The organism is Sphingobium sp. TA15 (genome assembly GCF_037101235.1).
GTDB classification, from domain to species: Bacteria; Pseudomonadota; Alphaproteobacteria; order Sphingomonadales; family Sphingomonadaceae; genus Sphingobium; species Sphingobium indicum.
Genome location: NZ_AP025355.1, coordinates 3517828 through 3533443, shown reverse-complemented (window position 1 = coordinate 3533443; position 15616 = coordinate 3517828). Strand labels below are relative to the sequence as shown.

Annotated in this window: 15 protein-coding genes; 9 read left to right on the top strand and 6 right to left on the bottom strand. The window is 65.9% G+C overall.

The features are described 5' to 3' along the window. Positions 1–8 precede the first annotated feature (8 nt). Positions 9–446, top strand: coding sequence for a response regulator (locus tag Sj15T_RS17270; protein WP_007687657.1), 438 nt, complete (start codon positions 9–11; stop codon positions 444–446). On the opposite strand, the gene Sj15T_RS17265 is transcribed toward Sj15T_RS17270, so the two are convergent. Both Sj15T_RS17265 and murA read right to left on the bottom strand, forming a co-directional pair. After that, positions 391–1914 carry a PAS domain-containing protein gene (locus tag Sj15T_RS17265; RefSeq protein ID WP_013039299.1) on the bottom strand — a complete coding sequence of 508 codons (1524 nt, stop codon included), beginning with the start codon at positions 1912–1914 and terminating at the stop codon, positions 391–393. The two genes, Sj15T_RS17270 and Sj15T_RS17265, sit on opposite strands and share 56 nt — an antisense overlap. Further along, positions 1907–3190 (bottom strand): UDP-N-acetylglucosamine 1-carboxyvinyltransferase, encoded by a 1284-nt coding sequence (murA, locus tag Sj15T_RS17260; RefSeq protein WP_007687655.1) that lies wholly within the window; start codon positions 3188–3190, stop codon positions 1907–1909. Before murA ends, Sj15T_RS17265 begins: the two co-directional genes overlap by 8 nt. Before the next feature lie 205 nt (positions 3191–3395). Here murA and Sj15T_RS17255 point away from each other — a divergent pair, with 205 nt between their 5' ends. Then, positions 3396–4133, top strand: coding sequence for a Crp/Fnr family transcriptional regulator (locus Sj15T_RS17255; protein ID WP_025160496.1), 738 nt, complete (start codon positions 3396–3398; stop codon positions 4131–4133). Between the two features lie 51 nt (positions 4134–4184). Here Sj15T_RS17255 and Sj15T_RS17250 read toward each other — a convergent pair whose 3' ends face one another. Further along, positions 4185–4751: an HNH endonuclease gene (locus Sj15T_RS17250; RefSeq protein WP_007687648.1), complete on the bottom strand. Its 567-nt coding sequence runs from the start codon at positions 4749–4751 to the stop codon at positions 4185–4187. 97 nt (positions 4752–4848) lie between these two features. Between Sj15T_RS17250 and gluQRS the strand changes: the two genes are divergently transcribed. The 4 genes from gluQRS to Sj15T_RS17230 all read left to right on the top strand — a co-directional run bounded on the left by gluQRS (position 4849) and on the right by Sj15T_RS17230 (position 7654). Next, positions 4849–5751, top strand: coding sequence for a tRNA glutamyl-Q(34) synthetase GluQRS (gluQRS, locus tag Sj15T_RS17245; RefSeq protein ID WP_013039297.1), 903 nt, complete (start codon positions 4849–4851; stop codon positions 5749–5751). 9 nt (positions 5752–5760) lie between these two features. Further along, the gene (locus Sj15T_RS17240; RefSeq protein ID WP_007687646.1) at positions 5761–5994 is read left to right on the top strand and encodes a twin transmembrane helix small protein; all 234 of its coding nucleotides are present in this window, start codon (positions 5761–5763) and stop codon (positions 5992–5994) included. Positions 5995–6007: 13 nt separating this feature from the next. Further along, on the top strand, positions 6008–6577 hold the full coding sequence (locus tag Sj15T_RS17235) for a cob(I)yrinic acid a,c-diamide adenosyltransferase (RefSeq protein ID WP_025771764.1): 570 nt from the start codon (positions 6008–6010) through the stop codon (positions 6575–6577). Between the two features lie 201 nt (positions 6578–6778). Continuing rightward, a complete protein-coding gene (locus Sj15T_RS17230; RefSeq protein ID WP_013039296.1) occupies positions 6779–7654 on the top strand; it encodes a GGDEF domain-containing protein in 876 nt (291 codons plus the stop codon). A 215-nt stretch (positions 7655–7869) separates the two neighbouring features. Here the strand turns inward: Sj15T_RS17230 and infC are convergent, their stop codons facing one another. Together infC and thrS are read right to left on the bottom strand one after the other, a co-directional pair. Then, positions 7870–8403 (bottom strand): translation initiation factor IF-3, encoded by a 534-nt coding sequence (infC, locus tag Sj15T_RS17225; protein ID WP_013039295.1) that lies wholly within the window; start codon positions 8401–8403, stop codon positions 7870–7872. Positions 8404–8529: 126 nt separating this feature from the next. Further along, positions 8530–10527: a threonine--tRNA ligase gene (gene thrS, locus Sj15T_RS17220; protein WP_041385700.1), complete on the bottom strand. Its 1998-nt coding sequence runs from the start codon at positions 10525–10527 to the stop codon at positions 8530–8532. Between the two features lie 173 nt (positions 10528–10700). Here thrS and Sj15T_RS17215 point away from each other — a divergent pair, with 173 nt between their 5' ends. The 3 genes from Sj15T_RS17215 (at position 10701) to Sj15T_RS17205 (ending at position 13414) form a co-directional block, all read left to right on the top strand. Next, on the top strand, positions 10701–11138 hold the full coding sequence (locus tag Sj15T_RS17215) for a biopolymer transporter ExbD (RefSeq protein ID WP_013039293.1): 438 nt from the start codon (positions 10701–10703) through the stop codon (positions 11136–11138). 120 nt (positions 11139–11258) lie between these two features. Then, entirely contained in the window at positions 11259–12335 is a 1077-nt protein-coding gene (locus Sj15T_RS17210; protein ID WP_013039292.1) for a YjgN family protein, read from the top strand. Between the two features lie 5 nt (positions 12336–12340). Next, the gene (locus Sj15T_RS17205; RefSeq protein WP_013039291.1) at positions 12341–13414 is read left to right on the top strand and encodes a M48 family metallopeptidase; all 1074 of its coding nucleotides are present in this window, start codon (positions 12341–12343) and stop codon (positions 13412–13414) included. 329 nt (positions 13415–13743) lie between these two features. Here the strand turns inward: Sj15T_RS17205 and typA are convergent, their stop codons facing one another. Then, complete coding sequence (typA, locus tag Sj15T_RS17200) at positions 13744–15564, bottom strand: translational GTPase TypA (RefSeq protein ID WP_007687636.1); 1821 nt, start codon at positions 15562–15564, stop codon at positions 13744–13746. Between the last annotated feature and the right edge of the window lie 52 nt (positions 15565–15616).

Genomic DNA, 15616 nt, shown 5'->3' with positions numbered 1-15616 from the left:
ACGTTGGAATGAGCAAAAAGGTTCTGATCGTAGAAGACGAGATTTTCGTCGCGCTGGAAATCGAGCATATCGTGGAGGACGCGGGCTTTACCGTCGGCGCCATCGCGGCGGATCGCCAGGCGGCGCTCGACGCGGCCTATGATTGCGACATCGCCCTGGTCGATCTCAACCTGCGCGACGGCCCGACCGGGCCGGGCATCGGCGTCGAACTGGCCAGCCAATATGGCATCCGCGTCATCTATGTGACGGCCAATCCGGCGCAGATCGGCGCCGCCTCCGTCGCCGCGCTCGGCGTCATCACCAAGCCTTTCCGCGCCCGCAGCATCGCCGAGACGCTGCATCTGGCCGCCACCGAGCGGCCCGAACTGGAAGCCGCCGAAATCGCCGGCTTCACCCCTTTCCTGCCGGCGTCCGGCTCATGGAGCGCGCTGGAATCCAGAGGCTGAGGCTAAGGCCCTCAGGCCGCCAGTCACGGGTCATGCGGCCGCCCAGTTGCCGTTCGACGCTGAGCTGCATCAGGCGGCTGCCGAAACCCTCGCCGGTCGGGGGGACGGTCGACGGACCGCCCTCCTCCCGCCAGTCGATGCGGATCTGGCCTTCCTCGTCCTTCACCTCCATCTTCACCCGCCCGTCGGGCAGGGAGAGCGCGCCATATTTGGCGGCGTTGGTCGCCAGTTCATGGAACAGCAGCGCCAGCGGCGTGGCCGAGCGGTCGTCGATTTCGGGATTGTCGCCGGAAAAATGGATGCGCGGACCCAGCGCGTCGCGATAGGGCGCGAAAATCTGTTCCAATATGCCCCAGAGCCGCCCCTCGCCCTTGTCCGGCTGCGAATTGGGGCCGTGGGGCCGCACGAAATCATGGGCGCGCCCCAGCGCCATGATGCGGTCGCGCAGGTCGTCGGCGACGGCGCGGATTTCCGGATGCTGGCGCGCCGACAGGCCGATCAGGCCGGAAATCACCGAAAATATGTTCTTGATCCGGTGGGAGAGTTCATGGGCGATGACCTCCCGCTCCTCCACCATGGCGATCTGGTCGTTGATGTCGGTGCAGGTGCCGATCCAGCGCACGATCGCCCCATGTTCGTCCCGGATCGGCAGGGCGCGGCCCAATGTCCAGCGATAATCGCCGCCATGATGGCGCAGCCGATATTCGATCTCATAGGGTTCGCCGGTTTCCAGCGAATGGCGCCAGCGCCCCCAGGCGCGTTCCTGATCGTCCGGATGGAACATGCCGTTCCATCCCTCGCCATCGGTCGATCCCGCGGGAACGCCGGTGAATTCATACCAGCGGGCATTGTAATAATCATGATAGCCGTCCGGCAGCGTCGACCAGACCATTTGCGGCATGGTGTCGGCCAGGGTCCGGAACATGCGGTCGCTTTCCGCCACCGCCTGCGCATCCCTTTGCTGCCGGGCGATCACGTCGCGGTCGCGGCGGCGGCCCTCCAGTTCCACCATGACCTGGCGGGCGAGCAGGGAAAGCCCCTGGCGCTGAAGATCCGTCAGGTCGTCGCGCGGCTTGTCATCGATGACGCAGAGCGCGCCCAGCGACGCCCCTTCGCCGTCGATCAGCGGCGCACCGGCGTAGAAACGGATGAAGGGCGCGCCCGTGACGAGGGCGTTGTCGCGAAAATCGGGGTTCCGCGTCGCGTCGGACACCACGAAGATTTCCGGACCCTGCATGGCATGGGCGCAGAAGGATATGTCGCGGGGGGTTTCTTCCACATCCAGGCCGTTGCGGGCGAGGAAACGCTGGCGTTCGTCCTCGACGACGCTGACCAGGGCGATGGGCGCTTCGCACAGCGCGGCGGCGAAGGCGGCGATCTGGTCGAGCGTGTCGAAGCCCCCGGTATCGAGATCGTAGCGCGCCAGCAGCGCCGCGCGGTCCGTCTCGAGCCCGCGTCCTTCAGCCATCGCTGACGCGCTCTATGTCCGCGCCGACGGCGGAGAGCTTCTCCTCCAGCCGTTCATAGCCGCGGTCGAGATGATAGACGCGGTTGACCTGGGTCTCCCCCTCCGCCGCCAGTCCGGCGAGGATGAGGCTCATCGAGGCGCGCAGGTCGGTCGCCATGACGGGCGCGCCCACCAGCCGGTCGACCCCGCGCACCACCGCCGTGCGGCCGTTGACGCCGATGTCCGCCCCCATGCGGGCCAGTTCGGGCACGTGCATGTAGCGGTTTTCGAAGATCGTCTCCGTCAGCACCGATGCGCCGTCGGCCAGCGTCAGCATCGCCATGAACTGCGCCTGCATGTCGGTCGGGAAGGCCGGGAAAGGCGCGGTCGAGATGGTGAGCGGGCGCAGCCGGCCGTCCGCCGACACCCTGATGCCGTCCCTCAGTTCCTCGACATGGACCCCGGCGTCGCGCAGCGCGGCCAGGATGGCGTGCATGTCGTCGGCGCAGGCGCCCGCCAGTTCCAGCGACCCGCCGGTGATCGCCGCGGCGCAGGCATAGCTGCCCGCCTCGATCCGGTCGGGCATGACGCTGTAGGTCGCGCCGTGCAGCCGGTCGCGGCCGTGGATGACGAGCTTGTCGGAACCCACGCCCTCTATGTCCGCGCCCATGGCGATCAGCAGCTTGCAGAGGTCGACGATCTCCGGCTCCCGCGCGGCATTTTCCAGGGTGCAGGTGCCCTTGGCCAGCACGGCGGCCATCAGCGCATTTTCCGTCGCGCCGACCGACACCACCGGGAAGGTGTAGATGCCGCCCGGCAGGCCCCCGTCGGGCGAACTGGCGCGGACATAGCCGGCGTTGATCTCTATGACCGCGCCGAACGCCTCCAGCGCCTTCAGGTGCAGGTCGATGGGCCGGTTGCCGATGGCGCAGCCGCCGGGCAGCGACACCCGCGCCTCGCCCGCGCGGGCGAGCAGCGGGCCGAGCACCAGGATCGACGCCCGCATCTTGCGCACGATGTCATAGGGGGCCTCGGTAGAGGTGACGCGGCCTGCCCGCATGGTCATGACGCGGCCGAAATCCTCCGGCCGGGCGCCCTCCACCATGGTCGACACGCCAAGCTGGTTCAGCAGGTGGCCGAAGCTGTCCACGTCCGCCAGGCGCGGCAGGTTGCGCAGCGTCACCGGCTCGTCGGTCAGCAGCGCGCAGGGCAGCAGGGTCAACGCGGCGTTCTTCGCGCCGGAAATGGGAAGGCGGCCGTTCAGCGCTTTGCCGCCGCGGATGTGAATGCGGTCCATCGGCTGGGTTCTTAACGTTAATTCCGGTTTCCGCAAGGCGTGCGGCGCGGCTGTCCGTTCATGGGCGCGTTTCTGCGGGCCGTTGAAACATTTGTGCGTTCACCCGCCCATTATTGATCGAGTTTAGTGCAGTTTGCGGAAATGCAGCCAAAAGACGCGTGGGGCGTTTTGCCATCGTAACGACAATGCAAGCAAAAAGGTGTTTTTGGTGGCAACAAGTTGTTTCGCGGACAGGTTGGCGAAGCATGTGCCCCTGTCCGATGCGGAGAAGAAGGCGCTTACGAGGCTGGAGGAAAATCCCCGCAAGGTGAGGCGCGGCGCGATGATCCAGCGCGTCAACGAGATGGTGACCGAACTGTTCGTCCTGCGCGAAGGGCGGGTGATGAGCTTCGTCATCCTGCCCGACGGCAGCAGGCAGATCCTGCGCGTCTATTTTCCCGGCGATTTCATTGGATCGGCCAGCACGATCTACAGCCGGGCGCCGGAATCGCTGGTGGCTCTGTCGGACGCGATCATCTGCCCGTTCGACAAGCATGCGCTGCGCCGCCTGCTGGAGGAATATCCCCGCGTCGCGGCGCTGCTGTTCCTGCTGTCCAATGCGGAGCGCGTCGCGCTGACCGACCGGCTCGCCTCATTGGGGCGGACGTCGGCCAAGGCGCGGGTGGCGTCCTTCCTGCTGGACATATTCGATCGCCTGCGGGTGACGGACGACAGCATCACCGACAGCTTCGACCTCAAGCTGACGCAGGAGGAGATCGGCGACGCCATCGGCCTCACCTCCGTCCATGTGAACCGGATGATCCGGCAGATGGAGCAGGAAGGGCTGATCAGCCGGGCCAATGGGCGGATCACCCTGCGCGACATGGCGCGGCTGGAGGAGATCGGCCATTACACCAACCGGCACAAGGATATGGACCTGGACTGGCTGCCGGGAATGGAATGAGGGACGCGGCCTGTTCCCGCGCGGGCGGGCGCATGCGGTCCCCCCAGGATTTCAAGCCAGCAGTTCCACGTCCCAGTAAAGCCAGTCGTGCCAGCTTTCGTGCAGATAGTTGGGCGGGAAGGCCCGGCCATGTTCCTGCAACTGCCAGCTCGTCGGGCGGATCGGCGTCACGTGCAATTGCATATGCGCCTCCTTCGGCGTGCGGCCGCCCTTCTTGAGGTTGCAGGGCGAGCAGGCCGTCGCGACATTTTCCCAGGTCGTCCGCCCGCCGGCGCGGCGCGGAATGACATGGTCGAAGGTCAGGTCGTTCGGGGAGCCGCAATATTGGCAGGCGAACTTGTCGCGCAGGAACAGGTTGAACCGGGTGAAGGCGGGATGTTCCGACGGCTTCACATATTGCTTCAGCGCGATCACCGATGGGATCTGCATCCGAAGGCTGGGGCTGTGCACCTGCCGCTCATAGCTGGCGACGATGTCCACCCGATCCAAAAAAACCGCCTTGATGGCGGTTTGCCAGGGCCAGAGGCTCAGTGGATAATAGCTTAAAGGCGTGTAGTCCGCATTCAGCACCAAAGCCGGACAGTTTTCCGGATGTCGTATCAGGTCGGGATGGTACATATATTACCCTTCAACCCCCTTTCGCCACCGCCCTGATCGTTCAGAAACGTGACGCCGGCATGACAGCATTAACACCCCCACCCCGTCAAGGGCCTGTATGACTCAATCGGCACAGCCACAGCATGTGGTGACTCGCTTCGCCCCAAGCCCCACGGGTAGGTTGCATGTGGGGCACGCCTGGTCGGCGCTGCTGGCGATGGACCTGGCCCATGCGCGGGGCGGTTCCTTCCGCCTGCGGATCGAGGACATAGACGGCACCCGCAGCCGGCCGGAGCATGTCGACGGCATCGTCGAGGACATGCGCTGGCTGGGCGTCGCCTGGGACGGGGAGATCGTCTTCCAGTCGGCGCGGCTGGACAGCTACCGGGCCGCGCTGGAGCGGCTGGAGGCGATGGGCCTGCTCTATCCCTGTTTCTGCACCCGCGCCGACATCGCCGCCAGCGCCGCCGCCCCGCATGGGCCGGAGGGGCCGGTCTATCCCGGCACATGCCGGCGGCTGGACGAAGCGGCGCGGGCAAGGCGGATCGCGGCGGGGGAGCCGCATGCCTGGCGGATCGACATGGCGCGCGCGGTCGCGCAGGCCGGGCCGCTGCATTGGCGCGCCCTGCCCTTCCCGCCCGCCGACGACGCGGCGTCGCCCGTCCGCGCCGAGCCGCTTGCCGCCGGCGACGTCGTGCTGGCGCGCAAGGACGCGCCCGCCAGCTATCATCTCTCCTGCACGCTGGACGATGCGGCGATGGGCGTGACCCATGTGCTGCGCGGCGACGACCTGCGGAGCGCGACCGACATCCACCGGCTGGTCCAGGCGCTGCTTGGCCTGCCGTCCCCCCTTTATGTCCATCATCCGCTGCTGGCCGGGCCGGACGGCAGGCGGCTGGCCAAGCGGGAAGGGTCGATCGCGCTTGCCGATCTGCGGGCGGAGGGCGTGGACCCCCGGCGCCTGGCCGACGATCTGCGCCATGCGCGCTTTCCGATTGGCATTTCGCTGGCCAGCGCCTAGATTCAGCGCATGAACACGCTGCTCGTCATCGCCCTGATCCTGGCCATGGGCGCCACCCTGTTCGCATTGATCCGGGGGATCGTCGCCTTTCTTCAGATGACCAAGGAACAGCTGAACTCGCCCGAGGGCGGGCCCAGCCCGTCCAGCCTGAAGCAGAACAGGATGATGATGAACCGCATCCTGTTCCAGGCGGTGGCGGTGATCATCGTCGCGCTGTTGCTGCTGATGAAGGGCAATGGCTGATGCGCCGCCCGGCATGGTGAAGCTGAACAAGATCTACACCCGCACCGGGGACGGGGGAACCACCGGGCTGGTCGACGGCTCGCGCCTGCCCAAGCATGCCCCGCGCATGCAGGCGGTGGGCGATGTCGACGAAGCGAACAGCGCCATCGGGCTTGCCGTCATCGCCATCGGCGACAGGCCGGAGGCGGGGTGGCTGACGACGGTCCAGAACGACCTGTTCGACCTGGGCGCCGACCTTGCCACGCCCATCCCGGACGGAGAGGACGAACCCTGGGCGCTGCGGATCGTCGCCCTCCAGGTCGAGCGGCTGGAGCGGCAGATCGATGTCATGAACGCGGACCTGGCGCCGCTGGACAGCTTCGTCCTGCCCGGCGGGTCGGCGGCGGCCGCGGCCGTGCACCTGGCCCGCGCCGTCACCCGTCGCGCCGAACGATCCGCCACCGCGGCGGCGGCCGAGGTCGCGCTCAATCCGCACGCGCTGGCCTATCTCAACCGCCTGTCCGACCTGCTGTTCGTGCTGGCCCGGCGCCTGAACGGCAATGGCGCGGGCGATGTGAAATGGGTGCCGGGCGCGTCCCGCTGAAGCAGTTTCAGAGCATCCCTTGCGGCGGAGAGCGATCCTGCCCTTCCACAGGCTGCAAGACGGGCTTTTCCGCATGACGTTCCAACCGTTCGACTCATGCACGGCACGGTTCGTCCTTGAGCCGGGCGTTAACCCTCTTCCTTCATCCCCTCTTTACGCGCCGCGCCAATTTTGCCCCGATTGCAATGACAGGGCCACGGGATGCAATTCTACCTCGCGACATCCTTCATCTTTCCCCGCTCGCTGCGGTTTCGCCTCTTCACCCTCTGCTTCCTGACCACCCACCTGCCGCTGCTGGGCTATATCGTCTGGGGCGCGGCGACGGGGCGGATCGCCTGGGCGGAATTCATCGTCCTCGCCCTGGCGACCATGGCGGGCGCAGCCGGAGCGCTGATCGGCATCGGCGCCTTGCTGGACCCGATCCACGCGCTGGCGGACGCGCTGGACCCGGCCGAGCAGTCCGCCCGCAAACGCGGCGGGCCGACCCTGCCGGAAGTGGGGGACATTATTTCCAGGCTTTTCCATGGGGTGCGCGGAGCCGCCGTCGCGACGCGGGAGCGGATCGACGAACTGAACATCGCCGCCAATGAGGATGCGCTGACCGGCATCGCCAACAGGCGCGGCTTCCTGGCGCAGCTCGACGCGCTGCCGCTCGCCAGGCGCAGGGGCTGCATCGCGATCATCGATCTCGACCATTTCAAGCAGGTCAACGATATGCTGGGCCATGACGAGGGCGACCGCGTGCTGGCCGATTTCGCCTCTCGCCTGTCGTCGCAGACCCGCCGCATCGACATCATCGCCCGCTGGGGCGGCGAGGAATTCGCGATCTTCTATCAGGACGCGATAGAGGATGAGGCGAGCTGGTCGCTGGCGCGCATCGCGGAACGGATGCGGCGGGAACCTGTCGGCATGGTGGGCGACCAGCCGATCACCTTTTCCGCAGGGCTATGCGCATGGCGGGGTGGGCCGGTGATGACGGCCATCGGCCAGGCCGACGAAGCGCTCTACCGCGCCAAGAAGTCGGGCCGCGACCGCATCCAGCGGGCGGAACGGCCCTCCACGCCGGTTTACGGCTGAGTTCGGCGACAGTCCCGTTTGGGAGCGAAGGATGAAATGCGGCGCGACATCCGCGTCGATTCTCGGCGGCCAAGCCGAATGAGGCCCGGCCTTGCAGTTCGCGCAAGGGCCTGCGGCGCTCCCCTCCGCCAGCAGCTTTCGGCCGGTCCCCCTCCCCATCTTTCGATGGGGAGGATCAGGACCGATCGACAAAGCTCGTCTAAAAATCGGCGGCCTTATTTCGGCGCCAGCACCATCAGCATCTGGCGGCCCTCCATGCGCGGATAGGCTTCGACCTTCGCGATCTCGCCCACATTCTCCGCCACGCGCTGGAGCAGTTGCATGCCAAGCTGCTGATGCGACAATTCACGGCCGCGGAAACGCAGGGTGATCTTCACCTTGTCGCCCTCGCCGATGAAATCATGGACCTTCTTCATCTTCGTATCATAGTCGTGATCGTCGATGTTCGGACGCATCTTGATCTCCTTGATCTCCTGCGTCCTCTGGGTCTTGCGGGCGAGGTTCGCCTTCTTCTGCGCCTCGTACTTGTACTTGCCGATGTCCAGGAACTTGCACACCGGCGGATCGGCGTTGGGCGACACCTCGACCAGGTCCAGCCCGATCTCATAGGCGCGCTCTATCGCTTCCTGCGTATACATCACGCCCAGATTTTCGCCTTCGTCATCGATCACGCGCACCTTGGGCACGTTGATGAACTCGTTGTAACGGGGACCGGACTTCGGCGGCGGCGCCATGGGACGGCGCATCATTGGGGGACGTATAGTGGCTTCTCCTATGGTAGTTGATCGATCGACTCTGGCGGCCCTTTAGCGCAAAGCCGAAAGGGGCGGCAAGTCCGCAACGCGGATTTACCGGCCCCATGTGGCATTGCTGCCTCACCGCATATCGGGCGCCCGCGCCTCTTTTGCAAGACGGGCGATGACGTCGTCGACAGAAAGGACGCTCTGCCCCTCCTTGCCAAGCTCGCGCAGGGCCACCGTGCCCTCGTCCGCCTCCCGCCGGCCGACGACCAGCAGATTGGGCACTTTGGCCAGGCTGTGTTCGCGCACCTTGTAGTTGATCTTCTCGTTGCGGAGGTCGGTTTCCGCCCGGATTCCCGCGGCGCGCAGCTTTTCCGCCACCTCGATTGCATAGCCGTCCGCATCGGACACGATGGTCGCCACCACCGCCTGCACCGGCGCCAGCCAGAGCGGGAAACGGCCCGCATAATGTTCGATGAGGATGCCGATGAACCGCTCGTAGGAACCGAAGATCGCCCGATGCAGCATCACCGGCCGGTGCCGCTCGCCATCCTCGCCGACATAGGACGCGTCGAGTCGCTCCGGCAGCACCCGGTCCGACTGGATCGTGCCCACCTGCCAGGTCCGCCCGATCGCATCGGTCAGGTGCCATTCCAGCTTCGGCGCATAGAAGGCGCCCTCGCCCGGCAGCTCCTCCCAGCCATATTCGGGCGTGTCGAGGCCAGCCGCCGCCACCGCGTCGCGCAGTTCGTTTTCCGCCTGATCCCACATCGCATCGCTGCCGAAGCGCTTTTCGGGACGCAGGGCCAGCTTGATCGAATAGGTGAAGCCGAAATCCTTGTAGATGCGGTCCGCCAGCGCGCAGAAGGCCCGCACTTCCTCCACGATCTGGTCTTCGCGGCAGAAGATATGCGCGTCGTCCTGCGTGAACTGGCGCACGCGCATCAGCCCGTGCAGCGCGCCATGCGGCTCGTTGCGGTGGCAGCAGCCATTTTCGTAGAAGCGCAGCGGCAGGTCGCGATAGCTCTTGATCCCCTGGCGGAAGATCAGGACATGCGCCGGGCAGTTCATGGGCTTGAGCGCCATCCAGTCGGCATCGTCCGACACCAGCGGCCCTTCATCCTCGACATTGGGCACCTCGTCGGGGATGACGAACATATTTTCGCGATATTTGCCCCAGTGGCCGGACTGCTCCCACTGGCGGGCGTCCATGACCTGCGGCGTCTTCACCTCGCGATAGCCCGCATCGTCGATGGCGCGGCGCATATAGGCCTCCAGCGCCCGCCAGATGATATAGCCCTTGGGGTGCCAGAAGACCGATCCATGCGCCTCCTGCTGGAGGTGGAACAGGTCCATCTCCGCGCCCAGCTTACGATGGTCGCGCCTGGCCGCTTCCTCCAGCCGCGTGAGGTGCGCGTCGAGCTGCTTCCGGTTGAGCCAGCCGGTGCCATATATGCGGCTCAGCATCGCGTTCTTCTGGTCGCCGCGCCAATAGGCGCCCGACACGCGGGTCAGCTTGAACGCCGCGGGATCGAGCTTGCCCGTCGAGGCCAGATGCGGTCCCCGGCACATGTCGAGCCAGTCGCCACCCGACCAATAGACGGTCAGTTCCTCGCCCTCGGGCAGTTCGGCAGCCCATTCGGCCTTGAAGGTCTCGCCCCCGGCCCGCCAGCGCGCGATCAGGTCCTCGCGCTTCCACACCTCGCGGCGCAGCGGCTTGTCGGCGGCGATGATCTCCCGCATCTTCGCCTCGATGGCGGGCAGGTCTTCCTCCGTGAAGGGTCGCGGCTTTCCTTCGACGAGGGGGGGCGCGAAGTCATAATAGAAGCCGTCGTCCGTCGCCGGGCCGAAGGTGATCTGCGTTCCCGGAAACAGCGCCTGCACCGCTTCGGCCAGCACATGGGCGAAGTCGTGCCGCGCCAGTTCCAGCGCGTCCGCCTCATCCCGCGACGTCACCAGCGCCAGTTGCGCATCGGCCTCCAGCGGCCGCATGATGTCGCGCAGCTCGCCATCGACCCGCGCCGCGATGGCCGCCTTGGCCAGCCCCGGCCCGATCGCCGCCGCAATGTCCGCCGGGGTAGTGCCGGGCGCGACTTCACGCACGGAACCGTCGGGCAGGGTGATCTTGAGCATGGCGGACACGGAGGGTCTTTCTGTTGAAATGGCGGATCGCGCAGCCGGAAAAAGCCGCGCCTTCCCCATAAATGGGCCGCCCGCCCTGTCAATAGAAGCCCTCTTGCCAGCGCATCGCGGTCAGCGCATGATGTATGTGCTGTTATATCATTATTCCCATGGGAGGGACGCATATGGCCTTGAGCTTCGCAAGACCCCGGCCGGGCGACGGGGAAACGCCGATGTCGGACATGAACAGCACGCCGCTGATCGACGTGATGCTGGTGCTGCTGATCATGTTCATCATCACGATCCCGCTCCAGACGCACAGCGTCGGCGTCGACCTGCCGCAGACCCCCAAGGAGCTGACCCCGCCGCCGATCGACGCCGTCAAGAACAGGGTCGGCATCGACGCCGACGGCACTGTCCGCTGGAACGGCGAGGCCGTCGACCGGCTGACCCTCCGCCAATATCTCGCCGCCTCGCTGCGCCTGCCTGCCGAACCGGAACTCCAGTTCCAGCCCGATGCCGGAGCGCGTTACGTGACGGTGGATGAAGTGCTGGCCGACATCCGCCGGGCAGGCGTGACGAAGCTCGGCTTTGTCGGCAATGAACGATATGCCCGCTTCTGATCGACCGTAAAAAGAGCAATCCCCGCCATTTCAGCGGGATAGCGTCCGGCACGGTCACGAAACCCCTTGACCGACGGTCCCCGGCATAGTCTTCTGCCGCCGGGGACAAAGGGGGCATTCATGGATCAGGAACGCATTGGCGGCGACGGCTTCGCTTTCGAGGGCAATTGGCGCGACTATGCGCCCATCGCCTTCACCAACCTGCTGCTGACGATCGTCACGCTGGGCATATACCGCTTCTGGGCGACGACGCGCACGCGACGCTATCTCTGGGCGAACACGCGCTTCATCGACGACAGGCTGGAATGGACGGGAACGGGCAAGGAGCTGTTCCTGGGCTTCCTGATGGTGCTGGCGCTGATCGGCCTGCCGTTCCTCTTCCTGCAATTCGGCGCGCAGGCCCTCGTCCTCCAGGGGCATGGGGGCATCGCCGCGATACTGACGCTGGCGGCGTTCGTGACGATCTTCTACATGGTCGGCCTCGCCCGCTTCCGCGCGCTGCGCTACCGCCTGAGCCGGACATGGTGGCACGGCATCCGGGGCGGCAGCGACGATCAGGGCTTCGGCTACGGCATTTCCTATATGTGGAAGTCGGCCGTGGGCAGCATGGCTCTCGGCCTGCTCATCCCCTGGTCGATGATGTCGCTGTGGAACGAGCGCTGGAACAAGATGAGCTTCGGCCCGCACGCCTTCGAAGCGGCGGGCGATCATGGCCCGACCTTCAAGCGCTTCCTCCTCTTCTACCTGCTGCCGATCCTGCTGTTCGTGGGCGGCGCGGCAATGGCGGCGATGCTGGGCTTGCCGGGGCAGGGAGGCGCCGGATCGCAAATGGCCGGCGCGATCCTGGGCGTGATCGGATTCGTGCTGATCTTCTATCTCGGTCTCGGCCTCATCGCTCTCGCCTTCTACGCCAGCTTCTTCCGGGAAGCGGTGGAGGGACTGTCGCTCACCGGCCTCGACTTCCATTTCTACGCCCGGACCAAGGACTGGATATTGCTGTTCCTGGGCGACGTTGCGCTGGTGGTCTGCACGATCGGCATCGGGGCGATCTTCCTGCAATATCGGCACTGGAAATTCTTTGTCACCCATATGGGCGCGACCGGCACCATCTATACCGATGAACTCACCCAGTCGCAGACGAAGACCAGCCGCCATGGCGAGGGACTGCTCGACGCGCTGGACGTCGGCGCTTTCTGAACGGCATGTCGGACTTCCGGCTCTGGCATTATGACGGCGTGACGGCGGTGCGGCGCAACGTCCTGCTTCGTCCCGCCGGGGCCGGGTTCGTTCTGGAGGAGCCGGAAAGCGGCTGGACGGGCCTGCCCGCCGACTGGAGCGACCTTACCGTCATCGGCCTGCACGACGACCGTTCGGCCTATGGGCATAAGGCGGTGCCCGGCTGGCGCCTGGGCTTTTCCGGCGAAGCGCCTCCCGACATCGCCGCCCATCTGCCGAAGGGCGAACGCTATGGCCGCTGGATCGACCGCTTCGGCCTGTGGCCGGCGGCGGGGATATTCACCATCGCCGCCGCGCTGATCGTCTGGGGCGCGCTCGAAGCGCCCGCCGTCGTCGCCCCGCTCGTCCCGCAAAGCTGGGAGAACCGGATGGGCGACGCCATGGTGGGCGATTTCGGCGGCCGGTTCTGCCGCACGCCGGCGGGCGACGCCGCGCTCAGGCGGCTGGCGGCGCAGGTCGACCCCGACGGCGAGGCCCGCGACATAGCGCTCGCCAACATTCCGATGGTAAACGCGGTGACATTGCCAGGGGGGCGTATCATCCTGTTCGACGGGCTGATCCAGCAGGCCAAGTCCGCCGATGAAGTCGCGGGCGTGCTGGGCCATGAACTGGGCCATGTGCGCCACCGCGACACGATGACGGGCCTCATCCGCCAGCTAGGCCTCAGCGTCGTGCTGGGCGGCGCGGGGGGCAATGCGGGCAATTATCTGAACGGCGTGCTGTCGCTGAGCTATGGCCGGGGCGCGGAAACCGCTGCGGACGGCGTCGCCATCGAGCAGATGCGCGCCGCCGGGATTTCGCCCGCCGCGACCGCCGCCTTCTTCGAACGGATCGGCGGCAAGGAGGAAGGAAGGGAGGCGCGGGCGATGAGCTGGCTTTCCTCCCATCCGCTCTCCGCCGAACGCCGCCGCCGTTTTACCGCTGCCGTGAAGCCGGGCGCGGCCTATCGCCCGGCGCTGGATCAGGCGCAATGGCAGGCGCTGCGAACCTCCTGCGCCAGCGATCCGAAGGTCGCCAAATTCTGGGGGCGATCCTTTTAGGGTGTGTGGGGATTCAGTTCAGGGCGCGGCGAAAATAGTGGATTTCGAGAACCGGCGCGCAGCGTACTTCAGTACGTGAGCACCGGAAGCGGAGAACGCCGCTATTTGCAGCCCGCCATGGACTGAACCCCCACACGCCCTAGAGCGATTTCCAAGCGATCGGAACCGATCGCTGGCCAAGAAATCGCCGAAAACAAGGAATCCAGAGCGGTGATCTGATTCAATCAGGTCGAAACCCGCTTTAGGGCGTATGGCTGGCATCGTTGCCGGCCTCTCATGAAAAGGGGCCGGCGTCTCGCGACCCGGCCCCTTTTTCATACCTCCAACGATCAGGCGGCAGCCTTGGCCCGCGACATGCGCTTGCGTTCATTGGGATCGAGATAGCGCTTGCGCAGGCGGATGTTCTTGGGCGTCACCTCGACCATCTCATCGTCGTCGATATAGGCGATGGCCTGTTCCAGCGTCATCTTCCAGGGCGGGGTCAGGCGGATGCTGTCGTCCTTGCCGCTGGCGCGGAAGTTGGTCAGCGCCTTCGACTTCATCGGATTGACTTCCAGGTCTTCCGGCTTGGCGTTCTGGCCGATGATCATGCCTTCGTAGAGCGCCTCGCCCACGCCGACCATCAGCACGCCGCGTTCCTCCAGCGGGCCGAGGGCGTAGGCGACAGCCTCGCCCGCGCCGTTGGAGATCAGCACGCCGTTCTTGCGCCCTTCGATATTGCCCTTGTGCGGGCCATATTTCTCGAACAGCCGGTTCATGATGCCGGTGCCGCGCGTGTCGGACAGGAATTCGCCATGATAGCCGATCAGGCCGCGCGAGGGCGCGGAGAAGGTGATGCGGGTCTTGCCGCCGCCCGACGGGCGCATGTCGGTCATTTCCGCCTTGCGCTGGTTCATCTTGTCGACGACCGTCGAGGAGAATTCATCATCCACGTCGATGACGACGGTTTCATAAGGCTCGGTCCTGTTGCCGTTCTCATCCTCGCCGAACAGCACGCGGGGGCGGGAGATGCCGAGTTCGAAGCCTTCGCGGCGCATCGTCTCGATCAGCACGCCAAGCTGCAGTTCGCCGCGACCGGCGACTTCGAAACTGTCCTTGTCGGCCGATTCCGTCACCTTGATCGCGACGTTGGATTCCGCTTCGCGCATCAGGCGGTCGCGGATCATGCGGCTCGTCACCTTGCTGCCTTCGCGGCCCGCCATCGGCGAGTCATTGACGGCAAAGCGCATCGAGAGGGTCGGCGGATCGATCGGCTGGGCCTGGATCGCGGTGGTGACGGACGGGTCGGCGATGGTGTTGGCCACGGTCGCGACGGTCAGGCCGGCAAGGCTGATGATGTCGCCCGCCTTCGCCTCTTCCACCGGCACCCGGTCAAGCCCGCGGAAGGACAGGATCTTCGACGCGCGGCCGGTTTCCAGCACATTGCCGTCCGCGTCGATGGCATGGATCGGCTGGTTGACCTTGAGCGTGCCGGAATTGACGCGGCCGGTGAGGATGCGGCCCAGGAAATTGTCGCGGTCGAGCAGCGTCACCAGGAAGCTGAACGGCGCGTCCACGTCCAGCGCCGGAGGCGGCACATGGTCGACGATCTTCTGGAACAGCGGCTCCAGCGTGCCCGAACGCAGCGACGGGTCTTCATTGGCATAGCCGTTGCGGCCCGACGCATAGAGGACCGGGAAGTCGAGCTGCTCGTCCGTGGCGTCCAGCGTCACGAACAGGTCGAACACCTCGTCCAGCACTTCCTGAATGCGCTCGTCCGGGCGGTCGATCTTGTTGACGACGACGATGGGGCGAAGACCCAGGGCCAGCGCCTTGCCGGTCACGAACTTGGTCTGCGGCATCGCGCCTTCCGACGAATCGACCAGCAGGATCACGCCGTCGACCATGGACAGGATGCGCTCCACCTCGCCGCCGAAGTCGGCGTGGCCGGGCGTGTCGACGATGTTGATGCGCGTGCCGTTCCATTCGACCGAGGTGGGCTTCGCCAGGATGGTGATGCCGCGTTCCTTTTCCAGGTCGTTGGAGTCCATCGCCCGTTCCTCGACGCGCTGGTTGTCGCGGAAGGTGCCGGACTGGCGGAAAAGCTGGTCGACGAGCGTGGTCTTGCCATGGTCGACGTGCGCGATGATCGCGATATTACGCAGGGACATGCAACTGCCTTCGGGATTTAAGGTTTCCCGGCGGGCACCGCGCCTGCTCAGG

Coding starts and splice junctions, on each gene's coding strand:
- Sj15T_RS17270 (WP_007687657.1), top strand. CDS start 9: ATGAGCAAAAAGGTTCTGATCGTAGAAGACGAGATTTTCGTCGCGCTG.
- Sj15T_RS17265 (WP_013039299.1), bottom strand. CDS start 1,914: ATGGCTGAAGGACGCGGGCTCGAGACGGACCGCGCGGCGCTGCTGGCG.
- murA (WP_007687655.1), bottom strand. CDS start 3,190: ATGGACCGCATTCACATCCGCGGCGGCAAAGCGCTGAACGGCCGCCTT.
- Sj15T_RS17250 (WP_007687648.1), bottom strand. CDS start 4,751: ATGTACCATCCCGACCTGATACGACATCCGGAAAACTGTCCGGCTTTG.
- gluQRS (WP_013039297.1), top strand. CDS start 4,849: ATGACTCAATCGGCACAGCCACAGCATGTGGTGACTCGCTTCGCCCCA.
- Sj15T_RS17240 (WP_007687646.1), top strand. CDS start 5,761: ATGAACACGCTGCTCGTCATCGCCCTGATCCTGGCCATGGGCGCCACC.
- Sj15T_RS17235 (WP_025771764.1), top strand. CDS start 6,008: ATGGTGAAGCTGAACAAGATCTACACCCGCACCGGGGACGGGGGAACC.
- Sj15T_RS17230 (WP_013039296.1), top strand. CDS start 6,779: ATGCAATTCTACCTCGCGACATCCTTCATCTTTCCCCGCTCGCTGCGG.
- infC (WP_013039295.1), bottom strand. CDS start 8,403: ATGATGCGCCGTCCCATGGCGCCGCCGCCGAAGTCCGGTCCCCGTTAC.
- thrS (WP_041385700.1), bottom strand. CDS start 10,527: ATGCTCAAGATCACCCTGCCCGACGGTTCCGTGCGTGAAGTCGCGCCC.
- Sj15T_RS17215 (WP_013039293.1), top strand. CDS start 10,701: ATGGCCTTGAGCTTCGCAAGACCCCGGCCGGGCGACGGGGAAACGCCG.
- Sj15T_RS17210 (WP_013039292.1), top strand. CDS start 11,259: ATGGATCAGGAACGCATTGGCGGCGACGGCTTCGCTTTCGAGGGCAAT.
- Sj15T_RS17205 (WP_013039291.1), top strand. CDS start 12,341: ATGTCGGACTTCCGGCTCTGGCATTATGACGGCGTGACGGCGGTGCGG.
- typA (WP_007687636.1), bottom strand. CDS start 15,564: ATGTCCCTGCGTAATATCGCGATCATCGCGCACGTCGACCATGGCAAG.